At 69.2% G+C, this 23,760-nt stretch carries 22 protein-coding genes and 2 pseudogenes; 5 read left to right on the top strand and 19 right to left on the bottom strand.

Annotated features, from left to right (window positions below; genetic code table 11):
• Nucleotides 1-4: 4 nt before the first annotated feature.
• The 6 genes from ABZ818_RS11320 to ABZ818_RS11295 all read right to left on the bottom strand — a co-directional run bounded on the left by ABZ818_RS11320 (nucleotide 5) and on the right by ABZ818_RS11295 (nucleotide 5,355).
• Complete coding sequence (locus ABZ818_RS11320; RefSeq protein ID WP_361412954.1) at nucleotides 5-889, bottom strand: branched-chain amino acid ABC transporter permease; 885 nt, start codon at nucleotides 887-889, stop codon at nucleotides 5-7.
• Nucleotides 890-946: 57 nt separating this feature from the next.
• Complete coding sequence (locus tag ABZ818_RS11315; protein ID WP_361412953.1) at nucleotides 947-2,134, bottom strand: ABC transporter substrate-binding protein; 1,188 nt, start codon at nucleotides 2,132-2,134, stop codon at nucleotides 947-949.
• The gene (locus ABZ818_RS11310; protein ID WP_361412952.1) at nucleotides 2,131-3,174 is read right to left on the bottom strand and encodes a TIM barrel protein; all 1,044 of its coding nucleotides are present in this window, start codon (nucleotides 3,172-3,174) and stop codon (nucleotides 2,131-2,133) included. Before ABZ818_RS11310 ends, ABZ818_RS11315 begins: the two co-directional genes overlap by 4 nt.
• Nucleotides 3,174-4,265 (bottom strand): sugar phosphate isomerase/epimerase family protein, encoded by a 1,092-nt coding sequence (locus ABZ818_RS11305; RefSeq protein ID WP_361412951.1) that lies wholly within the window; start codon nucleotides 4,263-4,265, stop codon nucleotides 3,174-3,176. The genes ABZ818_RS11310 and ABZ818_RS11305 overlap by 1 nt, the downstream gene beginning before the upstream one ends.
• A gap of 27 nt (nucleotides 4,266-4,292) precedes the next feature.
• Complete coding sequence (locus ABZ818_RS11300) at nucleotides 4,293-4,844, bottom strand: 2-oxo-4-hydroxy-4-carboxy-5-ureidoimidazoline decarboxylase (protein ID WP_361412950.1); 552 nt, start codon at nucleotides 4,842-4,844, stop codon at nucleotides 4,293-4,295.
• Nucleotides 4,845-5,160: 316 nt separating this feature from the next.
• Nucleotides 5,161-5,355: a hypothetical protein gene (locus tag ABZ818_RS11295; protein WP_361412949.1), complete on the bottom strand. Its 195-nt coding sequence runs from the start codon at nucleotides 5,353-5,355 to the stop codon at nucleotides 5,161-5,163.
• A gap of 361 nt (nucleotides 5,356-5,716) precedes the next feature.
• Here ABZ818_RS11295 and ABZ818_RS11290 point away from each other — a divergent pair.
• A pseudogene (locus tag ABZ818_RS11290) lies at nucleotides 5,717-5,901 on the top strand (IS1380 family transposase); the annotation flags it as partial.
• Nucleotides 5,902-6,031: 130 nt separating this feature from the next.
• On the opposite strand, the gene ABZ818_RS11285 reads toward ABZ818_RS11290, so the two are convergent.
• The 4 genes from ABZ818_RS11285 to ABZ818_RS11270 all read right to left on the bottom strand — a co-directional run bounded on the left by ABZ818_RS11285 (nucleotide 6,032) and on the right by ABZ818_RS11270 (nucleotide 8,908).
• Complete coding sequence (locus tag ABZ818_RS11285) at nucleotides 6,032-6,826, bottom strand: hypothetical protein (protein ID WP_361412948.1); 795 nt, start codon at nucleotides 6,824-6,826, stop codon at nucleotides 6,032-6,034.
• A gap of 431 nt (nucleotides 6,827-7,257) precedes the next feature.
• Nucleotides 7,258-7,713: a hypothetical protein gene (locus ABZ818_RS11280; RefSeq protein ID WP_361412947.1), complete on the bottom strand. Its 456-nt coding sequence runs from the start codon at nucleotides 7,711-7,713 to the stop codon at nucleotides 7,258-7,260.
• A 26-nt stretch (nucleotides 7,714-7,739) separates the two neighbouring features.
• Nucleotides 7,740-7,973: a heavy metal-associated domain-containing protein gene (locus ABZ818_RS11275; protein WP_361412946.1), complete on the bottom strand. Its 234-nt coding sequence runs from the start codon at nucleotides 7,971-7,973 to the stop codon at nucleotides 7,740-7,742.
• A gap of 182 nt (nucleotides 7,974-8,155) precedes the next feature.
• The gene (locus ABZ818_RS11270) at nucleotides 8,156-8,908 is read right to left on the bottom strand and encodes a hypothetical protein (RefSeq protein WP_361412945.1); all 753 of its coding nucleotides are present in this window, start codon (nucleotides 8,906-8,908) and stop codon (nucleotides 8,156-8,158) included.
• 206 nt (nucleotides 8,909-9,114) lie between these two features.
• Between ABZ818_RS11270 and ABZ818_RS11265 the strand changes: the two genes are divergently transcribed.
• Complete coding sequence (locus ABZ818_RS11265; protein WP_361412944.1) at nucleotides 9,115-12,030, top strand: LuxR family transcriptional regulator; 2,916 nt, start codon at nucleotides 9,115-9,117, stop codon at nucleotides 12,028-12,030.
• An 81-nt stretch (nucleotides 12,031-12,111) separates the two neighbouring features.
• Here ABZ818_RS11265 and ABZ818_RS11260 read toward each other — a convergent pair whose 3' ends face one another.
• The 3 genes and pseudogenes from ABZ818_RS11260 to ABZ818_RS11250 form a co-directional block, all read right to left on the bottom strand.
• Entirely contained in the window at nucleotides 12,112-14,016 is a 1,905-nt protein-coding gene (locus ABZ818_RS11260) for an SMI1/KNR4 family protein (protein WP_361412943.1), read from the bottom strand.
• Nucleotides 14,017-14,407: 391 nt separating this feature from the next.
• A pseudogene (locus ABZ818_RS11255) lies at nucleotides 14,408-14,599 on the bottom strand (Tn3 family transposase); the annotation flags it as partial.
• 84 nt (nucleotides 14,600-14,683) lie between these two features.
• Nucleotides 14,684-15,589, bottom strand: a complete 906-nt coding sequence (locus ABZ818_RS11250; protein ID WP_361412942.1) for a LysR family transcriptional regulator — start codon at nucleotides 15,587-15,589, stop codon at nucleotides 14,684-14,686.
• A 129-nt stretch (nucleotides 15,590-15,718) separates the two neighbouring features.
• On the opposite strand from ABZ818_RS11250, the gene ABZ818_RS11245 reads away from it, so the two are divergent.
• Entirely contained in the window at nucleotides 15,719-16,234 is a 516-nt protein-coding gene (locus tag ABZ818_RS11245) for a hypothetical protein (RefSeq protein WP_361412941.1), read from the top strand.
• Between the two features lie 147 nt (nucleotides 16,235-16,381).
• Here ABZ818_RS11245 and ABZ818_RS11240 read toward each other — a convergent pair whose 3' ends face one another.
• Nucleotides 16,382-17,365, bottom strand: a complete 984-nt coding sequence (locus tag ABZ818_RS11240) for a WYL domain-containing protein (protein ID WP_361412940.1) — start codon at nucleotides 17,363-17,365, stop codon at nucleotides 16,382-16,384.
• A gap of 146 nt (nucleotides 17,366-17,511) precedes the next feature.
• Here ABZ818_RS11240 and ABZ818_RS11235 point away from each other — a divergent pair, with 146 nt between their 5' ends.
• Nucleotides 17,512-17,934 (top strand): VOC family protein, encoded by a 423-nt coding sequence (locus ABZ818_RS11235; protein ID WP_361412939.1) that lies wholly within the window; start codon nucleotides 17,512-17,514, stop codon nucleotides 17,932-17,934.
• A 262-nt stretch (nucleotides 17,935-18,196) separates the two neighbouring features.
• On the opposite strand, the gene ABZ818_RS11230 is transcribed toward ABZ818_RS11235, so the two are convergent.
• A complete protein-coding gene (locus tag ABZ818_RS11230) occupies nucleotides 18,197-19,399 on the bottom strand; it encodes a serpin family protein (protein WP_361412938.1) in 1,203 nt (400 codons plus the stop codon).
• A 162-nt stretch (nucleotides 19,400-19,561) separates the two neighbouring features.
• Nucleotides 19,562-20,140, bottom strand: a complete 579-nt coding sequence (locus tag ABZ818_RS11225; protein ID WP_361412937.1) for a TetR family transcriptional regulator — start codon at nucleotides 20,138-20,140, stop codon at nucleotides 19,562-19,564.
• A 71-nt stretch (nucleotides 20,141-20,211) separates the two neighbouring features.
• Between ABZ818_RS11225 and ABZ818_RS11220 the strand changes: the two genes are divergently transcribed.
• Nucleotides 20,212-20,805, top strand: a complete 594-nt coding sequence (locus ABZ818_RS11220; RefSeq protein ID WP_361412936.1) for a dihydrofolate reductase family protein — start codon at nucleotides 20,212-20,214, stop codon at nucleotides 20,803-20,805.
• A gap of 81 nt (nucleotides 20,806-20,886) precedes the next feature.
• Here the strand turns inward: ABZ818_RS11220 and ABZ818_RS11215 are convergent, their stop codons facing one another.
• The 3 genes from ABZ818_RS11215 to asnB form a co-directional block, all read right to left on the bottom strand.
• Nucleotides 20,887-21,054, bottom strand: a complete 168-nt coding sequence (locus tag ABZ818_RS11215; protein ID WP_361412935.1) for a hypothetical protein — start codon at nucleotides 21,052-21,054, stop codon at nucleotides 20,887-20,889.
• Between the two features lie 112 nt (nucleotides 21,055-21,166).
• On the bottom strand, nucleotides 21,167-21,361 hold the full coding sequence (locus ABZ818_RS11210; RefSeq protein ID WP_361412934.1) for a hypothetical protein: 195 nt from the start codon (nucleotides 21,359-21,361) through the stop codon (nucleotides 21,167-21,169).
• A gap of 106 nt (nucleotides 21,362-21,467) precedes the next feature.
• Nucleotides 21,468-23,306 carry an asparagine synthase (glutamine-hydrolyzing) gene (gene asnB, locus ABZ818_RS11205; protein WP_361412933.1) on the bottom strand — a complete coding sequence of 613 codons (1,839 nt, stop codon included), beginning with the start codon at nucleotides 23,304-23,306 and terminating at the stop codon, nucleotides 21,468-21,470.
• Nucleotides 23,307-23,760 lie beyond the last annotated feature (454 nt).

Genomic DNA, 23,760 nt, shown 5'->3' with positions numbered 1-23,760 from the left:
CTCCTTAGACTCGCTGCTCCGTCGCGACTGCCCGCAACAGTCCGTTCGGCCGTGCGACCAGCACGAGAAGCAGGGCGCCGAACACGAATGCGTCGCGGTAGGAACGGGGGCCTACCGGCAGGAGGGCCTGGAAGGCGACCGTCAGACTGGCCAGGAGGTACGAGCCGAGCACAGCCCCGCTCAAGCGCCCGAGACCACCGATGATGTTCGCGACGAAGGCCGCGAACACGGGTGTCACACCCATGACCGGCGAAGTCAGACCGGTGCGGGTGACCATCATGACCGCGCCGAACGCAGCCAGCAGACCACTGATCGCGAACGCGGTGGCGATGACCCGGTTGGCGGGAACACCCAGGCACCGGGCCATCCGGAAGTTCTCGGCCGACGCACGCATCTGGATCCCCAGCGACGACCGCGTCAGGAACAGCGTCAAAGCCGCGAGGCTGAGGAAGGTGACCATGATCGTGGCGGCGTCGAGCTTGCCGATGGAGACCCCGAGGACGTTGAACGAGGAACCGAGAGAGGGGAGTAGCAGGGTGCCCTGGGGCAGCGCCCCGAACATGACGATGAACAGGTTCTGCAAGAAGAAGCTCACCGCGAACGACGTGATCAGCAATGTGTCGTCCTTGGCACCTCGGACGGGCCGAAACGCCAGCCGCTCCATCAAGACGGCTGCGATCAACGCGGCCACACAGGCCGCGGCCAGCCGGAGAGGCAGAGGCCAGCCGTCGAGCAGCAGCAGGGCGAAGCCGGCGATCATGATGAGTTCGCCGTGCGCAAAATTGATGAGCCTGGCGATACCGAAGACAACGGCAATACCCAACGCGTACAGGGCGTAGAGGCTGCCGAGGCTCAATGTGTCCACAACATACTGGAGTATCTGGGTCACAACTTCTCCGTCCTTCCGCGTGGGCCGGGCCGGCGCCCGGCCCACGCGAATGCGTTTCTAGTTGCCCGCGGTCTTGACTGTGGTCACGAACTTCGGACGCCCGTTCACGACCTGCAGGATGCGGTACTCCCGCGTTCGGTCCATGTGGAAGTCCTTGTCGAAGGTGAGGGGAATGCCCACGTCCTCGTGCTTGAAGGAGTTGAGCGCCTCGGCCACCTTGTCGCCGTCGGTGGAACCGGCCTTCTTCATGGCCGCCGCGATGGCCTTCACCGCGATGTAGCCCGTGACACCGAACTGGTTCTGCGGTTGGCTGCCCTGCGCCTTGGCCAGGTCCTTGACGAGCTTGTTGACGCCAGGCGCCGGGTCATCGCCCCAGACCGAGGCCCAGTCCACCGTGTAGACACCGGACAGGTTCGGCATGGAGTTCTTGAACCAGAAGTCTCCGTCCATTCCGTTGCTCGAGATCAACGGCGAGTTGATGCCCGCATCGCGGAGCTGCTTGACCATCAAGGCGCCACCAGGAGGAAACGAGCAGTTGGCGATGATGCCCGGCTGCGGCGCGGCCGACTTCATCCGGGTGATCTGGGCGCCGAGTGAGGTGTCCTTGTTGTTGAACGTGTCGCTCCCCAGGATCTTGCCACCGAGCTCTTTGAACCGTGTCTTGAAGCCGTCGCAGAGCTCCTGGCTGAAGTCCGAGATGGTGTCGACCATGAGGTAGGCGTCCTTGATCCCCTTGTCATGGGCGAACTGCGCCATCGCCGCACCGTCCGAGGTCGCCGTGGTGCCGACGTTGTAGACGAGCGGACCGAACTTCGCCCACTGGGTGCTGCCACCCCCGACCGACATCGCGACCTTGCCGGCACCTTGGATGACCTGCGCGGCTCCTCCGCCGTAGTTGAGGTCCACGGGAACAAGGGAGGCGACTGCTCCGTCGTCGAGGATGGCCTGTCCGGCACGCGCGCTCTCGTTGATGTCCGACTTGTTGTCCTCGGTGACCAGCTTGAGCTGGCGGCCGTCGACACCCCCAGCGGCATTGATCTCCTTGACGGCCAGTTTGGCGCCGTCGAGGGCCGGCTTCTCGTACGGCGCGAACACACCGCTCATGCCGCCGATGAAGCCCATGGTGATCGGCCCGGTCCCGTCGTGTTGGCTCGAGGCGGTGTCCGTGCTCATGGTGCAGGCCGACAGCGCGAGGCAGAGAGTGACCATCACCCCCGCCGCACGCTTGCGCGTTCCACGAATCATCCTTGTACTCCCTCATAGGTGCCACCGCCGCCAAGGGGGCGGCCGGTCTCTCGCCCGGCCGCTGTCATGCGGTCGGTCCTGCTGCTTTCTGCGAGCACAAGGCGGAGGTGATCCGCGCTGAGCCGAAGGTGTTCCAAGAACTCCTGCTCCCCTCGCGCTTGTGGCTCCTGGGAGAGCTGCAACCACGTCCCGTCCCTGTCCTGACGGGCACTGCGCACCGCCTCGGCCACGAGCGCGAGCACTCCGGCCGGCTCGAGATCGGGATGCGCGTCGACCCAGGTGGGGTCGAAGACTTCGATGTCGAACTGGCCCCTGTGCTGTTCGACAGTGAGGTTCGGCGGTTCCGGCAGTCCGCCGAGTACGTCGATGACCTTGGCCCAGTCGGTGATGCCACCGCCGCATGGCGCCAGGTGCCGTCTCAGACCATTCTTCGTCAGACTGAGGGTCACGTCCTCGAGCTGTGTCTGACGCACGTGGGGCGCGAGCTGTTCGAGCACATGCAGCGGGTGCTCGCCGCGTACGACTGCGTTGGCCAGGTCGAAAGACACGCCCGCCACGTCGGGGCCTACGGCCTGCACCACCCGGAGCACATCGGTGGACGTGAGGTCCTCGTGCGTCTCGAGGTTGAGGTGCGCATGTGCGTTCCTTGCTTTTGCGGCGAGCCCCGTGAGGAGCGTGACCACGCCATCCAGCTGAACCGGGAACGCGTGCCCGGGGTCGAAGCGATCGAGCTTCGTGTACGCCGTGATCTCGGTGCTGCCCAGGACCAGACAGGCATCGAGCAGTGACTCGGCCTCGCCTGCCGGGATCACACGGTCCGGTGTCGCAATGGCACCGATCCCGACCTCGAGATACAGGCCGAGATCGGCCGCCAGGTCACGTATCGCCATGAGTTCATGACGATCCAGCCGGCTGCTCACCATGAGGGGGCTCGCGAACGCGACGCCGTCCAGGCCTTCCTCTGCCGCTCGTTGCAAGGTGGCACGAGGTGAGCGGTCCTGGCTGCCCGGGAAGTACTCGCAGGAAAGTCCGACCCTCATCAGCCGTCGCCTCTCCCCGCCACCTTCGCCAGCGTTTCGCGGATGAACGCCGCACTCTCGGTGATGAAGGCGAGCTGGTCTTCCGACTCGCACGGCGCGGCGTACACCTGTTCGCGGGTGGGCGCCAACCCGTTGCGGATCCTGTTCTCGTGAGCGACCGTCATCTGAACGATCGCCGCGAGCTCGTCGGTCGTGAGGTCGGGGTGCGCCGCGCGCCAGGTCGGGTCATAAATGTGCAGCGGCATCTCGAAACGCAGCTGGGGATTCTCGATGGAGAGGTTGACGTGTGGCGCTTCGAGCCAGAGAACGCCGAACACTCCTTCCCAGTCGATGACGCCCTGGCCCACGGGAACGAGTTGATGGCCGATCCCGAAGTCGGTGAAGTACAGGCCGGCGTCCTTGACATGGCTCATCCGCACATACGGCGCGACGCGCTGGGCGGCCTGCACCGGGTCCTCTGCCCGGACCAGCACGTTTCCGATGTCGAAGGTGATGCCGACGGTGTCAGGGCCCACCTCCTCGACGATGCGCACCAGCTCGAAACTGGTGATCTCCTCGTGGGTCTCGAGGTTGAGATGCGAGCCTGTCGCGTTCAGCACCGGGGCCAGGCTCTTGAGCACCTTGACGGTCGCGGTGAGCTGGTCGGGCCACGGGGCATCGGTGCGGAACCGGTCGAACACGAAGTAGCCGGGCAACCCGAACTTGTAGTTGGCGGTTCCGGTCCAGAGCTCGTGAATGCCGATATCCGCCGCCGCCTGGATCATGCGCTCCATGCCGCGCAGGTAATCCCCGTCCCCGAGGATCCGGATCTCCGGCGTCTCGGGAGTTGCGTACGGGTTGACCTTCCCCACTCCGGCTTCCAGGTAGAGGCCGAGCTCGTCGGCGAGCGCGCGCACCTCGCGCAGCTCGCCCGGATCGAGTGTCTCGCTCATTTCGAACATCGAGCGGAAAAAGACCCCGTCGAGGCCGAGTTCGGCAGCGTGACGCAGCCGGCCGAGCCCACCGGGTTCGGCTCCCTCAGGCAGTTTTCGTCCGTCGACTCCGACCTTGGGGCTCGTGCGAAGGATGGTTGATGCGTTCACGGTTGACATCGGGTCCATTCCTCTCTTCGATCGGGTTCAGTGGGAGGTGCCCGGCTCGGCCAGCTCATGCAGCAGCTTCGGAAGACGGATCGCCATGAGCTTCTTGAGCTCGCTCTTGATCTGCTCCGTCTCGGCTGCCTCGTCGTTTTCCAGGCGTGCCCGGATGGCTTCGACGATGTCCCATCCGGACAAGCCGGTGGCGCTGATGAGAAACACGTGGCCGAAGCGCTCCTCGTATGCCTCATTGGCCGCCGCCAGGCTTGCGAGCAGTTCCGTTTCGGTTCCCACGCCTGCTGACTCCGAGCGTGACCAGCGAGCCTCGGCGTCGGTACCGGCGATCGGGGCGCCGATCCGGGTCAGGCCGGTGTGTGCGGCGACCACTTCCTCCTGGCTGAGTCCGTCGACTGCGCCCGTGGCCCGGCTGAGCAGACCCTCAACGGTGTCGTAGGGCCGCGCGGCTTCGACGTTCTCAGCCCATGCGAGTACTGGTAGGTGGCAGGAGTCGAAGAGTGTCTGAACGAGTTCCTCACTCGGCATCGAGTTCACGATGGCCAAGCCGCTGTCGGTGATGCCGGCCGCGCTATTCATGACTGGCTCCTTGCTTGACGAAAGGTGTCCGAAGGGGATGGGGGCGAGCACGCCGTCGAGAGCCTCGTCGATGCCCGTGGCATGAGGGCCGAGTTGGGCTCACAGGGGTGGAGGAACGAGCCGACGCAGTGCGGCTGCAGCCAGGCCTTGACGAACCGGTTCCTGGAGGAGGGGGTCGAGCGCGGGCGGCCCGGTCCGCACCGGTGCCGAAGTACCGACGGCGTTCGTGATGACGAAGCGCCTCTTGAGTTCAGCCCAGCCATCGACGTTCTACAGAGCGTCGACGGCGGCGTCGCGCGTGATCAGAAGGTCGGCCTCAGAGCCGGCTGCCCAGCGGCAGCCAAAGGCGGGCGGCTGAGGTGACAGCTACAGCGGTCTCGGCCTCGATCGCGGCCGGATTGGTGTAGGCGGTCGGCGTGTGATCAGAGACAAACACAGAAACGTCGATTACCGAGTCTTCGCAGAGGTTGATGTGGAACGCTCTGCCGACCCGCGTGAACTTCGGCCGCACGGGCGGCACTTCCTGTGACGAGCGCCGGCTCGCCGGCTCGGGAGCCACCGGCGATGACGGGTTTGCCTAACGGTTTGCGCTTGACGTCAGAGTCGTACACGAGCATGTAATTTGAGCCATGCAGGCCCGACACTTTGAGGGTGGAGATCGCACAGCCGATCACCTTGGCGATCACCGTGACAGCCCGGCGATTCATCATGTGACATGATTAGCAGACGTCTAACATCTGTGGGAAGACCTTTGGCGCGAGCGGGTGTATCAACTTGGCCTCGCGCTCTCATGAAGCGGACTGCCCAACGGGCGGTCGGCTAGCAAAAAGTGCCTCTGACCAGCAGCAATGAGCATTGTCCAGGTCGAGGCCATCTCCGCGGCGCTCGCCCCCTGGCGGCAGCCGCGGGCCGTCCACGACCCGGGCAAGATCCCCCTGGATCTCGCGCCGGCGGTCGCACTCGGCGGGAACTGCCTCGCCGGCATCGCACTGCTGCGGGCTGGTCGGCCGTGCCCGGACCGGTCGCCACCGACCCGATGGTTTCCAGCCTGATCGACATGACCTCGCCACCGCCGGCGAGAAGGCACTGACCGCGATCCGCGCGGCTCTGGCCGAAATCCGCAGCAAGGTTCGGAGGTTGGCTGCAGGCTCGGCCCTGTTCCCCACGAATGCCGTGGGCGGCGGGGTTCAGTCGTTTTCCCGGTAGTTCATGAACCAGTGGGTGGCGAAATAGCGGGCCATCGTGAACGGGTGGCGCAGCTCGATCAGGATGCGGCAGACGAACTCCGCGGCCTGGCAATCGAAGGAGTCCTCGTCGTCGAAGGACCGAACCACGACGGGCCAACGGTCGGGGTCGTCGCCGTCGACCCTCCAGCAGTACAGGTACTCGTCCTCAGTACCCGCCCAGATGAGCAGACCGTCCTCCCTGAGAGACGTCCACGGCTCCTGGTTCAGGTCCAGATATCCGTCGAAGGCGCCCTCGCCGAACGTCTCGACCATGCGCTTGTAGTCGCTCGGCAGCGCGGTGCCCAGGCGCGACTCCACCTCCGCCCAGTCCACGTCCGGCCGCCGGGCGGGCTGTGTCCAGCCGGTGATCCGGATGAGCCGCTCCACCCAGTCGACGTCCTCGTCCGGAGCGACCGCCAAGGGCTCGGGCACCTCCCTGTGAGCGACCACCAGCACCGGCCGCTCGATCCCCTCGCCGTCCAGCGCCGTACCCGTGCCGACCCACTGATCCCCGTACGCCCACGCCCGTATCGTGACGGCCCGGTCCTCGAAGGGGACGTGGAGAGCGGCGCCCCTGGACTCGTCGACCGTCGGATCGGTGAAGCCGCCAAGGACGAGGGTGCGCGAGGCGCCGTACCTGTCGCCGAGCAGATCGGTCAGGTCCTGCGAGTCCAGGTCGATGGGCAGGTACATGTAGCCGTCCCTCGAGCCGAGCTGGGCCAGCAGGTCGTTGACGGTCGCTTGCGTGAGTTCCATGGCGGACAGTGAAACGCACCGCACTGACACTGGACATGCTCACAGATGTATCTGTCGTCGATGGGAGGTGCGTCGGACCCAACACCTCCCCCAGAGTCGTTGCCCGGGCCGCAGGCCCGGTCAGCCGGCTTGGACGGTGAACAGCACGGTGACCACGTCACCGTCGGCGAGCCGAAACTGCACGGGTAGGACCGCAGGTCGTCAACCGGGCGGCCCGTGGCGGCGTCGCTGAATAGGTAGTGCAGGTCGCTGCGCCCGCCGACCTTGGCGTCGCCGGCCCGGGTGATCGCCGCGGTCAGCTCCCCGGCCCCACCTGCGCCGGGTCGAAGTGGACGGTGGCGACCACCGCAGTCATGTTCATGCGACGCCGCAGGCGTCGACGCAGGCGTCGACGCAGGCGTCGACGACGTCGCCGGGCCCGGGCAGGGACCTCAGCAGTGGGCGTACTCGTATGGGCGCAGCAGCATGGCCACGGCCATGGCCGGGAGCATGAGCAGGTGGCCCCACAGCATCAGGTCGCCGGTGTCGATGAGCTCGAGCGCCAACGGCACGAACAACACCAGGAAGGGCACGTACATGGCCGCGCCCATTTCGGCGATGGGCTGCCAGCGGTGGCCACGGAACCTCATCCACGCGGACATGGCCACCGTCATGTTCGTCGCCATGATCAGCGCGCCGGTGTACGGGTTGTGCATCAGCGCGACGGCGCCGAGGGCGTCGAGGACGAACATCCATGCCGGGTGCAGGACGACCATGCCGACGGCCATCGCTGCGGTCATCTCGGCGAAGTGCAGGGCGAACTTCTTGACGCTCAGGCGGTGGCCGTTGTGTGTCACGGCGTCGGTGGGCGCGGGGGCCGCGCTCGGGGTTGTGGCTTCGATGTGCACGGTGTGTCTCCAGGGATGGGCGCGGGTCACGGGACGAGGGCGTAGCCGGCCTCGTCGACTGCGGCAGCGATGTCGGCGCGGTCGACCGGCTGGGAGGCGGTGACGGTGACGTTGCCGGTGGCCAGGTCGACGGTGACGGACTCGACGCCGGCGACGCTGGAGATCTCCTCGGTGACGGAGCGGACACAATGCGCGCAGGTCATGCCGCTGACCTCGAAGGTGGTCGAGCCGATGAACATGCGGGGGGTACCGGAGAGCAAGGGGACTCCTCGAGTTGGTGGTGGTGGTGGTGGTGCGGTCAGGTAGCAGAGTCGGCCCGGGAGCGGGTGTGTCTCACCGGGGAAGTCGCCGGGATCGGCCGGGTCAGTGGCCCTGCCCGCCGGGACCGTGGCCGGGGGCGCCGGTGCCGGTTCCGAGCGTTCGCCGGTGCTGAGGCGGGCGTTCATCGGCCGGGCGACGGGGCCTGCGCATCCCGCATCCGCCAGGCGACCACGGCCAGCCAGCTCATCCACGCCACGTCCAGGACGAAGGTCAGCACGATTGCGATCGTCTCCGTTCCCGAGAAGCCCGCGGAGCCGACCACCCAGCCCTGCACCAGATAGGCGAGGCCGGAAAGCCCCATCAGGTGGCCGATTGGCCGCGGGACCCAAGCCGTCCGCATGACCGCGGCCGCGAACAGGAGCAAAGCGAGGCCCAGGGCGAAGTTCTGGTAGCTCCTCACCCCCCACTCAAGCCAGCGGATCGCCTCGGCGCCCGCGAAGCGCGCCGGCTTCTCGGCGTACGGGGCGCTCGCCCACGCGTTCACGGCCTGTTTGAGGGCGACCCCGTCCACGGCCTGGAGGACGCCGTGCAGCGCCAGTGCCGCCACCGCCGAAGCGGCACCGAATCGCCCAGCCCATCTGGCTGTCGCGGCCTGGAGGTCCAGGGCGAAGAACAGGGCGAGCAGCCCCGCGAGGAGCACCGCCGTGCCCGCGAACTGGCCGAGGTGCACAACGGTCCAGATCCCGCTGTCGGCGTACTCGGTGAACACGGCGGGGTGATCGTTCGCGTCCCCATCGGTGTGGAACTGGGTGACCACGATGTACAGGAGTTGTCCCACGAGCAGGAGCGTGGCGGACAGACGCAGCGACGAGCGGCGCGCCAGGGTTTCGGTGTGCGCGGGGGTGGCGCTGAGAGCGGGCAGTGTGCTGGGCACGGCAGTCCTCCAGGTGGCGTGCGGAATGGGCGGAGTCATGGGGCGAGGGCGTATCCCGCCTCGTCGACGGCGGCAGCGATGGCGTCGCGGTCCAGGGGGCGAGAGGCGGTGACGGTGACCAGCGTCGGCCCGAGGGTGGGTGTGTCTCACCGGGGAAATCGCCGGGTTTTCCGCCAGGGTCGGCCCGGTCGGTGACGGTGCGATCCGTGGCTGCCGACGACGTCGATGGCGACGGACATGGGCCCGACGCCGGCGCCGACGGGCAGGAAGCCGGGGCAGCCCGAAGCGGCGTCGGAGGTGCGGCCGGCACCGGCGGCCTGCAGCACGCCTGCGGCCAGTTGCCACGCTCGCCGCACGTGATCACTCGCGCCGGTGTTTTCGCCGGCGCGTTCGGTACCGTTGGGCTCGTGCTGGCCGGACGGGATCCCGAACGCGCGGCGATCGCCGCCCTGCTCGACGCCGCCCGCACCGGCAGCGGCGGCACGCTGGTGGTGCGTGGCGTCGCCGGTGTCGGCAAGTCGGCGCTGCTGGACGACGCGTTGGCAACCGCGTTGGACCTGCGGGTGCTGCGCACCTCCGGTGTGGAGTCCGAATCGCCGCTGGCCTTCGCCGCCCTGCAACGGCTGCTGTGGCCGCTGCGCACCCGCATCGATGCCCTGCCGGCGCCGCAGGCCGCGGCACTGCGCGCGGCGATGGGTGAGACCGAGGGCGAGGGCGACCGCTTCCGGACGTTCCTCGGCACACTGAGCCTCCTCGCCGACGCTGCCGAAGAGGCCCCGCTGCTGGTCGTCGTCGACGACGCGCACTGGCTCGACGACGCGTCGGCCGCGGCGCTGCTGTTCGCCGCCCGCCGACTGCAGGCGGAACGCGTGGCGCTGCTGTTCGCCGCCCGCGACGGCGATGCCCGCCGCTTCGACGCGGGCGACCTGCCCACCATCGTGCTCGGCGGCGTGACCGGTCCCGACGCCCAGGCGCTGCTGTCCGAGCACACCGGGACCGACATCGATCCGGCGGCTCGCGACCAACTGGTGGCGGGCACCGGCGGCAATCCGCTCGCGCTGGTCGAGTTGGCCGGGGTGCTCACCGCCGACCAACTGACCGGCCGGGCGCCGCTGCCCACCCCGCTGCCGCTGACCGGCGGCGTGGAGCGCGCCTTCCTCGACCGCTACCGCCGCCTCGACGAGACCGCGCAGCGGTTCCTGCTGGTCGCAGCGACCGACGACACCACCCGCCTGACTGTGGTCCGCGACGCCGCCGAACGCCTCGACGCCGCTGATACCGCCCTCGACGCGGTGGAGCTGTCCGGGTTGCTGCGCGTCGACGGCGACGCCGTCTCCCTCTACCACCCGCTGGTGCGTTCGGCGGTCTACCGGGCGGCCACCAGCGCGCAGCGCCGCGCCGCGCACCGTGCCCTCGCCGACGTGCTGACCGGCGACCCCGAGCGGCGGGCCTGGCACCTGGCCGCCGCCGCCGACCGGCCGGACGAGGACGTCGTCGCCGCCCTCGACGGGGTCGCCGAGCGCGCTGCGGCCCGCGGTGGCCACGAGGCGTCGGCCGCCGCGTGGGCCCGCGCCGCCGAGCTCACCGCCGGCGGTGAGGCCCGCGGCCGGCGGCTGTACCTGGCCGCGTCCTCGGCCTGGCTGGGCGCGCACCCTTCGCGAGCCTCGGCACTCGCCCAGGCCGCCGCGGCAGACGTGACCGATCCGTCGGCGCGTGCGCAACTGCTGACGCTGCAGGGGCAGATCGAGTGGAACACCCGCTCGCTGAACGACGGCTACGACCTCATCCTGCAGGCCGCCGAGGTCGCCGCCGACGGGGACGCGGCACTGGTGGCTCAGCTGGCGATGCTCGCCGCGTCGCTGGCGGCGTTCGGCGCCCGATGCCCGCGCGCGGTGGACGCGACCGCGCTGGTGGCCGAGCCCACGCCGGACGCGCCGCCCCGGGTGCGGGCCGCCTGGGTGCTGCTGCACGGCTTCGGCGCCGTCGCCCGCAGCGACTGGGCGGCCGCCGCGGAATCCTTCCGGTCCGCGTTCGGCCTCACCGACGCCGTCCCAGTCGAGGACCACCTGCTGCAACCCAACCTGGGCATCGCCGCAATGCTGATCGACGATGACGAACGAGGACTGCGGCTGCACGAACAGCAACTGACCGCCGCCCGCCGCGCCGGCGCGCTGAACATGGTCGAGCACGCCCTCACCCGCGGCGCCCACTTCCAGATCGCGACCGGCGCCTGGCCGAAGGCCGCCGGTGCCGCCGCCGAGGCGCTGCCGCTGGCCGTCGGCACCGGCCACCCGGGGCTGACCGCACTGCCCACCGCGCAACTCGCCCTGGTCGCGGCGCTGCGCGGAGACGACGTCACCGACCGCCACCTGGACAAGGTCACCGAGATCCGGGACAAGCACCCGGTCGGCATCACCGACGGTCTCGTCGCCGACCTGACGCACTGGACCCGGGGGCTGCGCGCGGCCACGCAGCCGGCGACCGCGCTGCACCACCTCGAGCAAATCGAAGGGCCGGCCTACCGCCGCCTGGCCGCCCTCGACCTGTTCGACGCCGCCATCCGCGGCAACCGCCCCGGACTCGCCCGCACCTGGCTGGCCGAGCTGGAGCAGTTCGCCGCGGGCACCGGGCTGCACGGCGCGACCGCGGTCGTCGAACACGGCCGTGCCCTGCTCGCAGCCGACAGCGACGCCGAGGCCCACTTCCAGCGAGCACTCGCCGCGCACGCCGGCTCGCCGCGGCTGCCCAACCGGGCCCGCACCCACCTGGCCTTCGGCGAACACCTGCGCCGTGCCCGCCGCCGGGTCGACGCCCGCGAGCACCTGCGCACAGCGCTGGCGCTGTTCGAGGGCCTCGGGGCCACCTCATGGGCCCAGCGAGCCACGCAAGAGCTGCGCGCCTCCGGCGAGAGCGTCCGCCGCCGCGACGTCGCCACCGCCACCGAGCTGACCCCGCAGGAACGCCAGGTTGCCGCCCTGGTCCGGCAGGGCCTGTCGAACCGGGACGTGGCCGCGCAGCTGTTCGTCAGTTCACGCACCGTCGACTTCCACTTGAGAAACTGCTACGCCAAGTTGGGCGTCGCCTCCCGCGCCGAGCTCACCGCTCTCCCACTCGGCCTCTGACCGGCACGGACCCGCACCTGAGCCACAGCCGGTCGTCGGCCGCGGGCCCACCTTCCACCGGGGATGCGGGCCCGCCCGAGTTCAGGGCCGGTGCCGCTCAAAACCGACGTAGGCGTAGGCGAAGCCCTCGCCCGCGCGTGGCGCCCGGGTCCAGGACCGTGTGGTGAAGGTCCGGAGCCGGCCTTCGGTCAGTGCGAAGCGGGGTAGCGAGAGCCCGAGTTCGGTGTGCAGAGCCTCCAACGCACGCCGTTCGCAGTCCTGTTCGGTGTCCTCCGGGCGGAACAGCCGTGCGGGGTCCAGGGCCTCGGGTATCGCGCCGGAGCGCTGGATCTCCGAACCCCGCACGGTGAACGCGTAGAGCTCCTCGCCCTGTTCGGCCACCGAAAGGTGGAACGCGGCCGGGTGGTCGCCCGGGGACGAGCGCCTCGGGTCGCGCCACACCACCACCGCGCGACCGGAAGAGGAGGCGGCCGGAGCGGGAGACAGGAACAGCTTGTTCAGGTGGGGGTTGGAGTGGCCGTCGAAGGCGAAGGCCCACGCATCGGCGGTCCGGCCGACGGCGACCACGGCCCGGTCCTCCCAGAGTTCCACGCCCTCCCGCTCGTGGGGCTTGGGTGCCCGCCAGGACGCCGTGCGCAGATCCGTGGGCGCGGTCAGTTCGGCGCCTTGCTCTCCGATCAGTGCGGGCAGGCGGGCGGGGTCGATCCCCTCGACCCAGACACAGCGGTATCCGTCGAGCGGCCGCCGGTTCGCCGCGGGCTCCGTCAGCCAGGCGAGGCCCGGCGGGTCGAGATCGGGCACCGGTTCTGGAGCGGGTCCCGTCTCTCCGGCCCGCGGTGTCGCGAGGATTTCCCGCCCGCGCTCCGGGGTGATCAGCGGACCCAGGACCGGATCGGCGAGCAGGCCGATCGGGGCGATCAGCGAGGGCCCGGGCGCCTCCCACAGCGGCAGCGCGTCCCGCAGCACCCGCCACGCGGCGTCGGTCGAGCCCCAGCGGGCCGACTCCCGGGCCTCGGCGACGGCTCGGCCCCATGGACCGGGAGGCGCGTAGCGATGGGTGCCGTCCCGCATCGTGCTCAGTACGGCCTCGGCGGTCTTCCGGGCGGCCCCGCGGGCGGTCATCATCCCGAGCCAGTGGTCGTCCCCGCCCAGCCGCGATTCGCCGCGTGCCGGTGTCATGGCCTCCACGGGCAGAATCTCGGGCGTATAGCGCGGGTCGGCCACCAGGTTGCCGTACCCCCGGGAGCTGTGCGGAGCCAGCAGATGCCGGAGCTGGTTCAGCAGGACGGCGCTCCGCGGCCGTCCGAAGGACAGCGCCTCCTCGAGCAGGGGAAGGGCCTCCTCGTACCGTCCGCTCAGGGCCAGCAGCCGGGCCTCCTCCACTTGGGCGTCCTGGGCGCGCGTGGTCGCGTTCACGAAGTCGGGTCTCTCCACTCGGTCGGAGTGGAAGCCGCGGTACATGGCCTCCATGTACGCGCGGAACGACGGGTAGCGGTCCGGCAGTTCACCGCTCCAGCCCTTGTAGACGTACAGCGCCCACTCGCCGTCCTGGCCGCTGTCGCCCGGGTCGAGCAGGGCGTACGACATGTCGGAGTCCGTCTCCAGCTGTAGCGCCCGTCGCCACATCCCGGCCAGCAGGACGTCCTCCTTGCGCGGGTTGTCGCCCAGGTTCTCCTCGTACATCGGGGTCATGCCGAACGGATCCTGGAACCAGTCGATGTCCGCGGCGCCGCCGAGCTGATAGACCCCGGCCATCTGCTCCACGTGCCACCCGTCACTCACGGCCAGGAACTCTCGGTACGAGGGCGGCAGCCGCCGCCCCAGCCGCTCCTCGGCCGCGGCGATCGCCGCCTCGTCCGCCCCGGGCCTGCCCAGGGGAACGACGGTCTGCCCACCGTCCTCGTCTTCGTCCCCGTCTGCGCGCGGAACCCACTCCTCCTGCCAACGTCCAAGGAAATCATGCCAGTTGAAAGACTCGCCACTCATGGCCGGATGGTGTCATCCGGCACTGACAACGGGTCCGGCGAGGCGCCGGGACCCAAGACCCCGCCGATCCGGCACAACCGACGGCTTCGTCTCCCCTCGCCTCGTGGCCACGATTACTCCGGGCGAGCTGCCGCTCCGGTACGGCAGAGACCGGGAGCCGGCCCGGGGAGCCTGGCTCATGGCGTCGCCGGGCGCGGCCGGTGGCGCCTCGCTTTGAGAGAAGCCGTGGCCAGCACTCACTCGGCCGACACACCGGAGGAGCGAAGCCGGGGACTGGGTTCTAGCGTTCGGAGAGTGCCCCGCGCTGACAGGACGCGGGGCTCGGGCGGCCCCGCACTCTGCGCCCTGGGTAGGGGCCGCCCTCGACTCTGCGCGCACGTGCGTCCTCAGCCAAGATGTCCTCCCAGTGGCGCTCGATCCGTTCCGGGTCGATCCGGCCGCGGGCGGCGTTCTGCAAGCTGCCGTAGTCGGCGGTGCGGTCGATGCGCCACGTCTTCTGGTCGAGCAGGTCGACCCGCTGCGGCGCGTACGCGTGTCCGGCGGGGGTGGCCAGGCGGAACACAATGTCGCTGTAACGCGAGGACCGGACGGCCCGCGCGGTTCGCCGACTGCTGTGCTCGCCGGGCGGGCGCACACCCGCTGGTTCAGGTGGCCCGAAGGCTGCCGGTCAGCCCCTGCGAAGGAATTCACGTGTGGTGTTGCGCAGTGCCGCGACGTGCGGATGGTTCCGCTTGGCCGGGAGCCATGCCAGGGCTGTGGTCCACGGTGGGAGGTCTTCCACCTCGACGTAGGCGACCCCAGGCCGTGGGTAGAGGATTCTCGCGGCGTCGGGAGGCAGTTGGATCCCTTCCCCCATCGCGATGGCAAGCAAGGAGCTTTCGTAGTCGACCATCGAGTGCGAGGTGTACTGGACCGGGGTGCTGTCCGGCCGGGGGTCACAGGCCCAGTAGTCGCGGTACACCTGGGGCACACGCGGTGACCAGCCAATGTGTGGTCGGTCAGCGAGATCTGCCAGGGTGATCGTCGCGCGGTCGGCAAGTGGATCGCTTGCGCTCATGGCCACGCAGCGTGGACCGGTATCGATTTCCAGGTACTGGATGCCTTCGGGGGCCGGCAGGATGACGAATGCGGCGTCTACCAGGCCTTCGAGAAGCACGGTAGCGGTGTCGAAAGCGGCTCGCCGGATCTGGACGTCCACGCCGGGGAGCCGACCTTGAAGCTCGTCGAGTATCGCCGGTACGGGGGCCACCGAGGCGAGGGCTTCGAAGGAGCCGATGACCAGTTGGCCGGCTCCGGCTTCCGCCGTGCGGCGGGCCTGATGCCGCAACTCCTCGACGGCGTCCACGACCGTCTGGATCTGGTCGAGCAAAGCGTGACCGAACGGAGTGATGCTGAGGGTGCGGGTGCGTCTCTCCACCAACTGCACCCCGAGGTTGCGCTCCAAGGACTGGATGTGACGCGAGAACGTGGGCTGCGTGATGAAGGCACGCTGCGCGGCTCGTCCAAAGTGAAGTTCCTCCGCCAGGAGCAGAAACAGCTTGAGCTGCAGGATGGTTGGCTCCCTGGAGGTCATGCCGAGAAGGCTATCAATGTGAACTGAAGGCGCATCAGGATCTCCTTCCGCGCGATGTGAGTCCTGCGCAAGACTCGTCGTGTCACTTCAGCACTACTCATGGGGGAAATTGTGCGCATACGTACAACCATGAAGAAGTCGTTGGTGGTTGGCGTGGCAACGGCCGGGCTGGCCGGCCTCGCCATCCTCAACGCCCCGACCGCCTCGGCAGCCCCACCAGACGGGTGTGCCTCCCCGAAGCAGTTCAACTACCACGTCAAGAGCAAGACTTTCGGCCTCCAGTACGGCACCACCAGTTTCGGGCTCGTCGCCTGCCCATGGCAGGACCCGACGGCATGGACGACGTCGAACCAGAAAGACGAGGTCGGCTTCTGGGGTGGCAATCTCTTCTACGGCATGAGCACCCAGATCAAGAACGGCGCCATCAAGCAGAACGAACGCTGGTTCGAGGTCATCATCGAACTGAAGGCGTGCCCGCCGCCATTCAAGTGGTTCAGCGGCGAAGGCTGCTTCACCGAGGCCCGCTTCGGACGCCTCATCCACCTCAACCGAGTGGGCGACGACGTCCGCCTGGAAGAGACCGACCTGCCGCAGGACGCCGGCTGGGGTCAGTGGGGCTATGAGCTGTCCACGTCGCACTACTGAGCGCCCTGACGGGCTTCCCTCGCATGCCCGCTCAACCCGCTGTTAACCTAGGGGCGTTACGAGGCGCACGTCGATCACCCCTTCTCCAACACCGAGACGAGCGCTCGATCCTGGGCGATCGCCGTTCTGGAAGGCGTGCTCTGAGGGTCATGTGATGCTGGTGTTCGCCTGTGCTGCGCGTGCGTAGCGCTCGGCGAGGAGGGCGAAAGCGGTGGCGAGCTGGGGTGGGCTTACGTCTTCGATTTCGGCGTCGTAGCGGCCCAGGTTGGCGGCGAGTCCGGTCCATGACCAGGAGCCGAGGATGACACGGCATCGGTTGGGGCCGAGTTCTTCGACGATGCCGTCGGGCGTGAAGGGGGCGACGGCGTGTGCGGACAGGTGGAGGATGGCCTCGCCTCGGCACGGCCAGTCGGCGGTTGTGCCGTCCGTGCCGCGGAAGCGGCCGGTGATGAAGGCGGATACGTCGTCGTTGGGGAGCGGCCTGGGAGTGAAGCGTGGTCCGTTGGGGGTGCGGACGATGATGCGGTCGGCGCGGAAGGCGCGCCAGTCCTCTCGGTCGAGGTCCCAGGCGAGGAGGTACCACTTGCCGTGCCACGTGAGGAGGTGATGCGGCTGTGCCCGGCGTGGTGCGGCGCTCGCGCCGGCTGCGCGTTGATAGTCGAAGCGCAGTTCCTCGCGGGCGCGGATGATCTCGCCCAGCGTGAGCAGGAGCTGCGGGTCGGCTGTCGCCGCAGTGTGTGTACCGGCGGGATGTACCGCGGTGACCTGCAGTGCGTCTACGCGGTGCCGTAGGCGCGTGGGCATGACCTGACGCAGAGTCGCCAGGGCGCGGGAGGTGTCCTCGCCGATGGAGGCATCGACGACCGCCGTTTGCAGAGCGAGAGCCAGGGCGACGGCCTGGCCGTCATCGAAGAGCAGTGGAGGCAGTTGCGCGCCGGCGCCCAGACGGTAGCCGCCCGCGGGGCCCTTGGCCGTGTGAATGGGATAGCCCAGCTCGCGCAGTCGGTCGATGTCGCGGCGTACGGTGCGGACGGTGACGTCGAGGCGCTCGGCGAGAGCGTCGCCCGACCAGTCGCGGTGCGTCTGCAGCAGCGAGAGCAGGGCCAGCAGTCGGGAGGACGTTTTCGGCATGGAATCATTCTGCCGCCAGTAGAGGACACTCCCTGTCCGCTACCGGTGGAATGGTGGATCTCGCATGAAAGGCCGGAGCGACAGCTTTCGGCTGGGGCGGCGGCTGCCCGGTCGCGCCGGCGTCATCGGTTGCGAGGAGAAGCGCCATGTCTGTCACGACCACCACTCACCTGAACTTCCGGGGCCAGGCGCGCGAGGCACTGGCTTTCTACCAGTCCGTGTTCGGCGGCGGGTCTGTCGCCGTGACCTACAAGGACGCGGGTGCGGTACAGAACGAGAACGAGGCGGACTGGGTGATGTGGGGTGAGGTGGCCGGCGGCAACGGATTCCACGTCATGGCCTACGACGTGCCCTCCCAGCTGCCCTGGGACCAGGGAAAGAACCCGTTCTTCGTCTCTGTGCGCGGGGACGACGCCGACGAGGTCAGCGCCCTGTGGGACAAGCTCGCCCAGGGCTCCACCATCGTGCGCCCGCTGGACAGGGCCCAGTGGGCGCCGCTGTATGGGATGCTCACCGACCGCTTCGGCGTGACCTGGGTTCTGGACATCACCGCGCCCTACAACGGCTGACCCATCCCCGCCGACACGTCCCCCGGGCCGCGCATGTACCGCTCGCGGCCCGGGGGCTCCTCCTCACGCGAAAGTGACGATCAGCATGCTCATGCGACAGGTCGGACGGACCGGCATCAAGGTCAGCGCCTGCTGCCAGGGCACGATCCCCAAGCACCTCGCGACACAGCTCGACGACCTGTCTGCCGCGGCCTAGCTGGCGGATTTCCTTGCCACCGCCAAGTCCGTCGAGGCCGTCCGTAGTGTCCGGACGCGGTCCCGTTCACCGCTCATCGTCCCAGTCGTACTGGGGCGACGGCAGCGGGTCCGTGACCCAGCCCGCCGCCAGCACGAGCCGCGTGTGGCGGTGCAGGACGAGGAAGCCGAAGGGCCGGTCGAAGTCGGCGCTGATCCTGGTGGTGACGTAGCGGCGGTCGGGCACGCCCCCGCCGGCTACGCCGAACGCCGTCACCGCGGCGGCCTCGAAACCCAACGCGCCGAACTTCGCCATCGTGCTCTGCTCGGCCGACCCGATGGCGAGCGGTGAGCCGCTGATGCCGGGGAAGTGCCCGCGCGAGGTGTCCCGTACCTCCGTGAGTCCGAACAACCGGTGCAGCTTCCGCAGATCGTGGCTCGCCCTCAGGTCATACGCCACGGTCGTCACGTCCAGCGACGGCGGCTCGGGCCGCGCGCAGCGCACCTTGTCCACGCGCAGACCGGGTCCGACGTTCCCGTAGGGCAGCCGTGGCCCCGGGACGACCACGCACCGGCTGGCGAGGACATCGATCCCCGCTCCCAGCACTCGCCCCCGCGTCATGCCCTCCTCACCGAGCAGCAGGTGCACGTCCAGCGCGTTGCTCCCCAGCACCTTCAGCTCGGTGACGTGCCCGTCGGGCGTCTCCGCCAACCCGACCCGGTCCAGCACGGCACTGGAGCGCCGCAGGCCCAGCCGCGGCTTGGTCGCCCAGGGCTCGTACGCCGTCTCCAACTCCACCTCGTGGAAGGGGCTCAGCCACTCCGTACGCATGGCCAACGCGCTTGCCAGCACCATTTCGGTGCTCTCGGACAGCGTGACCGGCATACGGTCGATCAGCCCGCCGGTCCGCTTCACGGTCCAGGCGTCCAGCGCCCGGTGGTCGGCCGCGAGGTCCCCCGTGAGCACCCCGTGGGCGTCGGCCGGCAGGCCCGCCTCCCACTCCTCCCGCAGTTCCAGCGTGCGCTTCGTCCACAGTCCCAGGGCAGTGTGCAGTCCCCGCATGGCGCCCATGGCGCCAAGCAACTCACGTGCGGCGTCCGCCGCCTGCCCGGCGGGCAGCCCGAGAGCCTCCGCCAGCTCGGCCCGCGCAGCACCCCCGGCCCCGTCGGCCAGGTGGGCCAGCAACGGCCACACTCCCGCAGCCGAGAACACGGTGGCGTCCTCCGAGACAGCCGCCCACCGCGCGGTCAGCCCGTTCACCGCACGGACCGTCGCTGTCGCGACGCCCATTCCGCTCCCCTATCGTCAGCGCACTCACGATGTGCCCAGTCGTACGCCAGTTCAGCGTCGCCGCCCGCAAGGAGCACGGTACCGGTGTCCATGAACACCGCGCTCGGAAAAAGAACTCGGCCCGGCTCGGGGCGCGTTGAGGGATCTGTGCGCGTCAGCCGCCTACTCCGCCGCCACGATGCGTTCGACCGCGGCCGTCACTAGTTGTTCACGCTCTGCTTCCGTGAAGACGTCCGGCAGGGTGAGCTGCTCGACGATCAGCCAGTTCAGAGCCAGAATGAGCAGCTTGACGGCCATGGCGTCGCCGGGGAGGCCGGAGGTCTCGTGGTAGGCGACGTTGGCGTCGACGTCGGCCCGGACCCGCTCGGTGAGGACCTTGCGCAATTCGGGGCGGCGGGTGGCCTCAAGGCGGAGTTCGAGCAGCGCGAGGTAGCCGGTGCGGAAGCGGGCGACGCGGCCGACGAGTTCACGCATCAACTCCGCGTAGGTCTCCCGGTCGCGGCCGGCCGCCTGCTGGCGGGCGATCGTGGCCTCGTCGGGCTGGAGCCGCTCGTACACGCGGGCGCCGGCCTGGGTGAGCAGGTCGTCGCGGCTGGTGAAGTAGTTGGACGCCGTGCCGGCGGGTACGGCGGCCTCGGTGTCCACCGCCCGGAACGTCAGACCTCGCGCGCCTTCCCTGGCCAGCACCTCGATCGCGGCATCAACGAGGGCGGCACGCCGCTGGTCGTTTCGCCTCACCATTGACATCACTCCATCTGTAGTACTACGTTCAAACCACTTCAATTAGAGTACTACGTATGGAGCCATCAGAGATGCGAAAGCTCGTGTACTACGTCGGTGTCACGCTCGATGGCCGCATCGCCGGCCCCGGCGGCGAGTACGACTTCTTCCCCGCCGGCGACGAACAGCAGACCGCCGCCTACTTCTCCTGGACCAACACGCTGTACCCCGATACCGTCCCGACCGCCCACCGCGCCGCCGTGGGCCTCACCGACGTGCCCAACCGGCACTTCGACACGGTCGTCATGGGCCTCGGCACCTACCGCCCCGCCTTCGACGCGGGGATCACCAGTCCATACGCGCACCTGCGCCAGTACGTCGTATCCAGCACCCTCAAGCCCGACACCGACCCGGCCGTCACCGTCGTCCCGGGTGACCCACTCGCCCTCGTCCGCGAACTCAAGCGGCAGGAGGACACCGGCTTGGACATCTGGCTCTGCGGCGGCGGCAAGCTCGCGGGCGCCCTCCTGCCCGAGATCGACGAACTGGTGGTCAAGAACTACCCGGTGGTCGCCGGCGCCGGAATCCCGGCGTTCGACGGCGCCTTCAACCCCACCGTCTTCCAGGTCGCCGAGCGCACCGCCTTCCCCAACGGCGTCACCCTCACCCACCTCACCCGCCGCTGACTGTTTTGCCCACCCAGAGAAACGAGTGTCGGCAGACGTTTGCCGGCGCTGAGCGTCGAAGGTGAGGTGCCGGGAAAGCCCTCAGCCCGGGATGAGGGCATCCCACTGATCCCGGGTCGGGCCGTCGTGTTTCGGCGTGAAGTCCGGGTGGGCGGCCAGCCAGGCGGTGACGTGTCGGTCCACTTCGTCGGTGCCGTAGGCGTCGTCGTCCGGCCGCAGGAGATGGCGCACCTGGGCTCGGGTTCGCATGACGACGGGATCGTCAAAGGCGCATGCGGCCACGGCGGCAGCCCGCCGAGCTGCGGGTGGTGAGCCCTCGGCGAGGCGTTGCCCGTCGGCGCGGTCGGCGGTCACCTGCGCGTCAAACCACGGGCGGAGGGCCTTCGTCGTCCAGCACCAGGTTCACCGCGAAGGTGTCGTTGTCGGAAGGGAAGACGCCGGCGAGCGCGAACGGCGCGGCCGAGCCGGTCTTCACCCGTCCGGGCCACGCGCCGTCGGCGCGCAGGCGGTACCAACGACACAGATAGGCGATCCCGGTGCGGTGGCTGTCGACCACGGGCGGGCGGCAGCCGGCCGCGATCAGCCAGGGCGGCGCCCGATGGCACTCCGCGGCCGGTCCCGCCGATGGGCGCCGGCGGGGCCGGCCCGCGGTGTGCCCGGCGTCAGGTGAGTGTCAGCTCCGGCTTGTACAGGTCCAGCCACAGTGCCAGGTTCACGGTGCGTTCGAGACCGCGCCGCGACGCCAGCGTCACCTGCGGGGCGTCCCGGTGGGCTGCTTGGTGCACCCGGTCCCGGTCGAGCAGGTCGAAGACCGGGTGGGACGGGCGGGCGAGGATGTCCCTGACGTGTTCCTGGATGGCGACGGCGTACTTCGGGTCCTGGGTCGACGGGTAGGGGCTCTTGGTCCTGTCGTACACGGACCGCGGAATCAGGTCGGCGGTCGCCTCCCTGAGCAGGCTCTTCTCCCTCCCGTCGAACGACTTCAGCGACCAGGGGGCGTTGTACACGTACTCGACAAGCCGGTGGTCGCAGAACGGCACCCGCACCTCCAGCCCGACCGCCATGCTCAGGCGGTCCTTGCGGTCCAGCAGGACCCGTACGAAGCGGGTGAGGTGCAGATGGCAGATCTTCCGCATCCGGTACTCGAAGTCGCTCTCCCCGTCGAGGCGGCCGATGTCCGAGACGGCGGTGCCGTAGCTGTCGGCGATGTACGTCTTCAGGTCCAGGGCTTTGGTGAGAGCGGGGCTCAGGACGCCTGAGTCGCTGCCGAAGCGCTGGGCCTGGGCCATCCATGGGAAGGTGTCGGCGCGCCGGGCCTCCTCGTCGAAGAACTGGAGGTAGCCGCCGAAGACCTCGTCGGCCGACTCGCCGGACAGCGCGACCGTGGAGTGCTCGCGGATCGCCCGGAGAAGCAGGTAGAGCGAGGAGTCCAAATCGCCGATACCCACGGGCAGGTCGCGGGCCCGGATCGTCTCCGCCCGTACGTCGAGGTCGGCGAGGGCCTGCGCGTCGAGGACGATGTCCTGGTGCTCGGTGCCGGAGGCGTGGGCGACGTCGTGCACGTACGGGCTGTCGGGTGTGGCGCGCAGCTCGTCGGCGACGAAGTCATCGGCGTGTCCCACGAAGTCCACAGCGAAGCTGCGCACCTTCTCGCCGTGCTCGGCCAGTTGGCGGGCGGCCAGGGCGGTCAGCGCCGAGGAGTCCAAGCCTCCCGACAGCAGCATGCAGCGGGGGACGTCGGCGACGAGCTGGCGGCGGACGATGTCGTCGAGCAGTGAGCGTACGGTGGCGATGGTGGTGGCGCGGTCGTCGGTGTGCGGACGGGTCTGAAGTTGCCAGTAGACGCGTCGGCGCATCCCCTGCCGGTCGACGGTGACGACGGTGCCGGGCTCCAGTTCGCGCATGCCGTCCCATACGGCGTGTCCGGGCGTCTTGACCATCGCGAACATTTCCCGCAGTCCGTCGAGGCGGACCCGGGCGGGGGCCAGCGGATTGGCGAGGATGGCCTTGGGCTCGGAGCCGAACAGCACGCCGTCGGAGGTCGGGTAGTAGTAGAACGGCTTGATCCCCATACGGTCGCGGACCATCACGAGCCGGTTGTGGCGGCCGTCCCACACGGCGAAGGCGAACATGCCGTTGAGCCGCCTGGCGAGCCCCTCCTCCCATTCGAGGTAGGCGTGCAGGACCACCTCGGTGTCCGAGTCGGTCGTGAAGCGGTGGCCCAGATCGGTCAGCTCGCGGCGCAGTTCGGTGAAGTTGTAGGTCTCGCCCGAGTAGACGAGCACGACGGTGCCCTCGGGTGTCCGGACGCTCATCGGCTGCCGCCCGCCGGGAAGGTCGATGATCGCGAGTCTGCGGTGGCCGAGGGCCACAGGACCCTCGGCCCAGGTGCCGCGGTCGTCCGGACCCCGGCAGGACATGGTCTCGGTCATCGCGTCCAAGGTCACGCTCTCGGACCGCAGATCACGGTCGAAGGACACCCAGCCGGTGATTCCGCACATGTGTTACCTCCCGCGTCCGGCCTCCGGGTCGAGCCCGCTCACCTGCGGCTTCTCGCAGCCAGTCCCGGCGAACCAGTTTGTATTCAGCTATGGGACGAGCGTGTGTCAGGTGCGGAATACGGTCGGCCCGTCCGCACCCTGGTCGGCGCCGCCCGCCCCGTCGGTTCGGGCCGGCTTTGCCTTCCGTGTACACACCTACGGGCCTCGCCCGGACCGCGACCGCCGGGTTCCGGGCCGCGGCCGTCGGCTCTCGGCCCGCTGCGAAGGATTACCCAAGATCGCGCGCCGCCTGTCCGGCCGAGCGGCTTTCGCCTCCTTTCGGGTGGAGTGACTGTCCAGCGAATGGCTCTGTCCCGAAATCGGTGGTCGCGCCGCGTGGCGGTCACCGCAGGAGGATGCGAAGGCGGAGGAGGGCCAGGGTCTTTCGTTCGGATCACGAACCGCTCGGTGCGGG

Origin of the sequence: Streptomyces sp. NPDC047453 (genome assembly GCF_040643155.1) — a bacterium.
GTDB lineage: Bacteria > Actinomycetota > Actinomycetes > Streptomycetales > Streptomycetaceae > Streptomyces.
Note: the sequence above shows the minus strand (reverse complement) of the source record. Positions and strands in the feature narration are given on the sequence as shown.

Excerpts from the sequence above, each read along its gene's own strand:
- ABZ818_RS11300 (WP_361412950.1), bottom strand. The coding sequence starts at position 4,844 with ATGAATAGCGCGGCCGGCATCACCGACAGCGGCTTGGCCATCGTGAAC.
- ABZ818_RS11235 (WP_361412939.1), top strand. The coding sequence starts at position 17,512 with ATGTCTGTCACGACCACCACTCACCTGAACTTCCGGGGCCAGGCGCGC.
- ABZ818_RS11285 (WP_361412948.1), bottom strand. The coding sequence starts at position 6,826 with ATGGAACTCACGCAAGCGACCGTCAACGACCTGCTGGCCCAGCTCGGC.
- asnB (WP_361412933.1), bottom strand. The coding sequence starts at position 23,306 with ATGTGCGGAATCACCGGCTGGGTGTCCTTCGACCGTGATCTGCGGTCC.
- ABZ818_RS11240 (WP_361412940.1), bottom strand. The coding sequence starts at position 17,365 with ATGCCGAAAACGTCCTCCCGACTGCTGGCCCTGCTCTCGCTGCTGCAG.
- ABZ818_RS11260 (WP_361412943.1), bottom strand. The coding sequence starts at position 14,016 with ATGAGTGGCGAGTCTTTCAACTGGCATGATTTCCTTGGACGTTGGCAG.
- ABZ818_RS11305 (WP_361412951.1), bottom strand. The coding sequence starts at position 4,265 with ATGTCAACCGTGAACGCATCAACCATCCTTCGCACGAGCCCCAAGGTC.
- ABZ818_RS11245 (WP_361412941.1), top strand. The coding sequence starts at position 15,719 with ATGAAGAAGTCGTTGGTGGTTGGCGTGGCAACGGCCGGGCTGGCCGGC.
- ABZ818_RS11225 (WP_361412937.1), bottom strand. The coding sequence starts at position 20,140 with ATGGTGAGGCGAAACGACCAGCGGCGTGCCGCCCTCGTTGATGCCGCG.
- ABZ818_RS11230 (WP_361412938.1), bottom strand. The coding sequence starts at position 19,399 with ATGGGCGTCGCGACAGCGACGGTCCGTGCGGTGAACGGGCTGACCGCG.
- ABZ818_RS11315 (WP_361412953.1), bottom strand. The coding sequence starts at position 2,134 with ATGATTCGTGGAACGCGCAAGCGTGCGGCGGGGGTGATGGTCACTCTC.
- ABZ818_RS11220 (WP_361412936.1), top strand. The coding sequence starts at position 20,212 with ATGCGAAAGCTCGTGTACTACGTCGGTGTCACGCTCGATGGCCGCATC.
- ABZ818_RS11310 (WP_361412952.1), bottom strand. The coding sequence starts at position 3,174 with ATGAGGGTCGGACTTTCCTGCGAGTACTTCCCGGGCAGCCAGGACCGC.
- ABZ818_RS11250 (WP_361412942.1), bottom strand. The coding sequence starts at position 15,589 with ATGACCTCCAGGGAGCCAACCATCCTGCAGCTCAAGCTGTTTCTGCTC.
- ABZ818_RS11215 (WP_361412935.1), bottom strand. The coding sequence starts at position 21,054 with ATGCGAACCCGAGCCCAGGTGCGCCATCTCCTGCGGCCGGACGACGAC.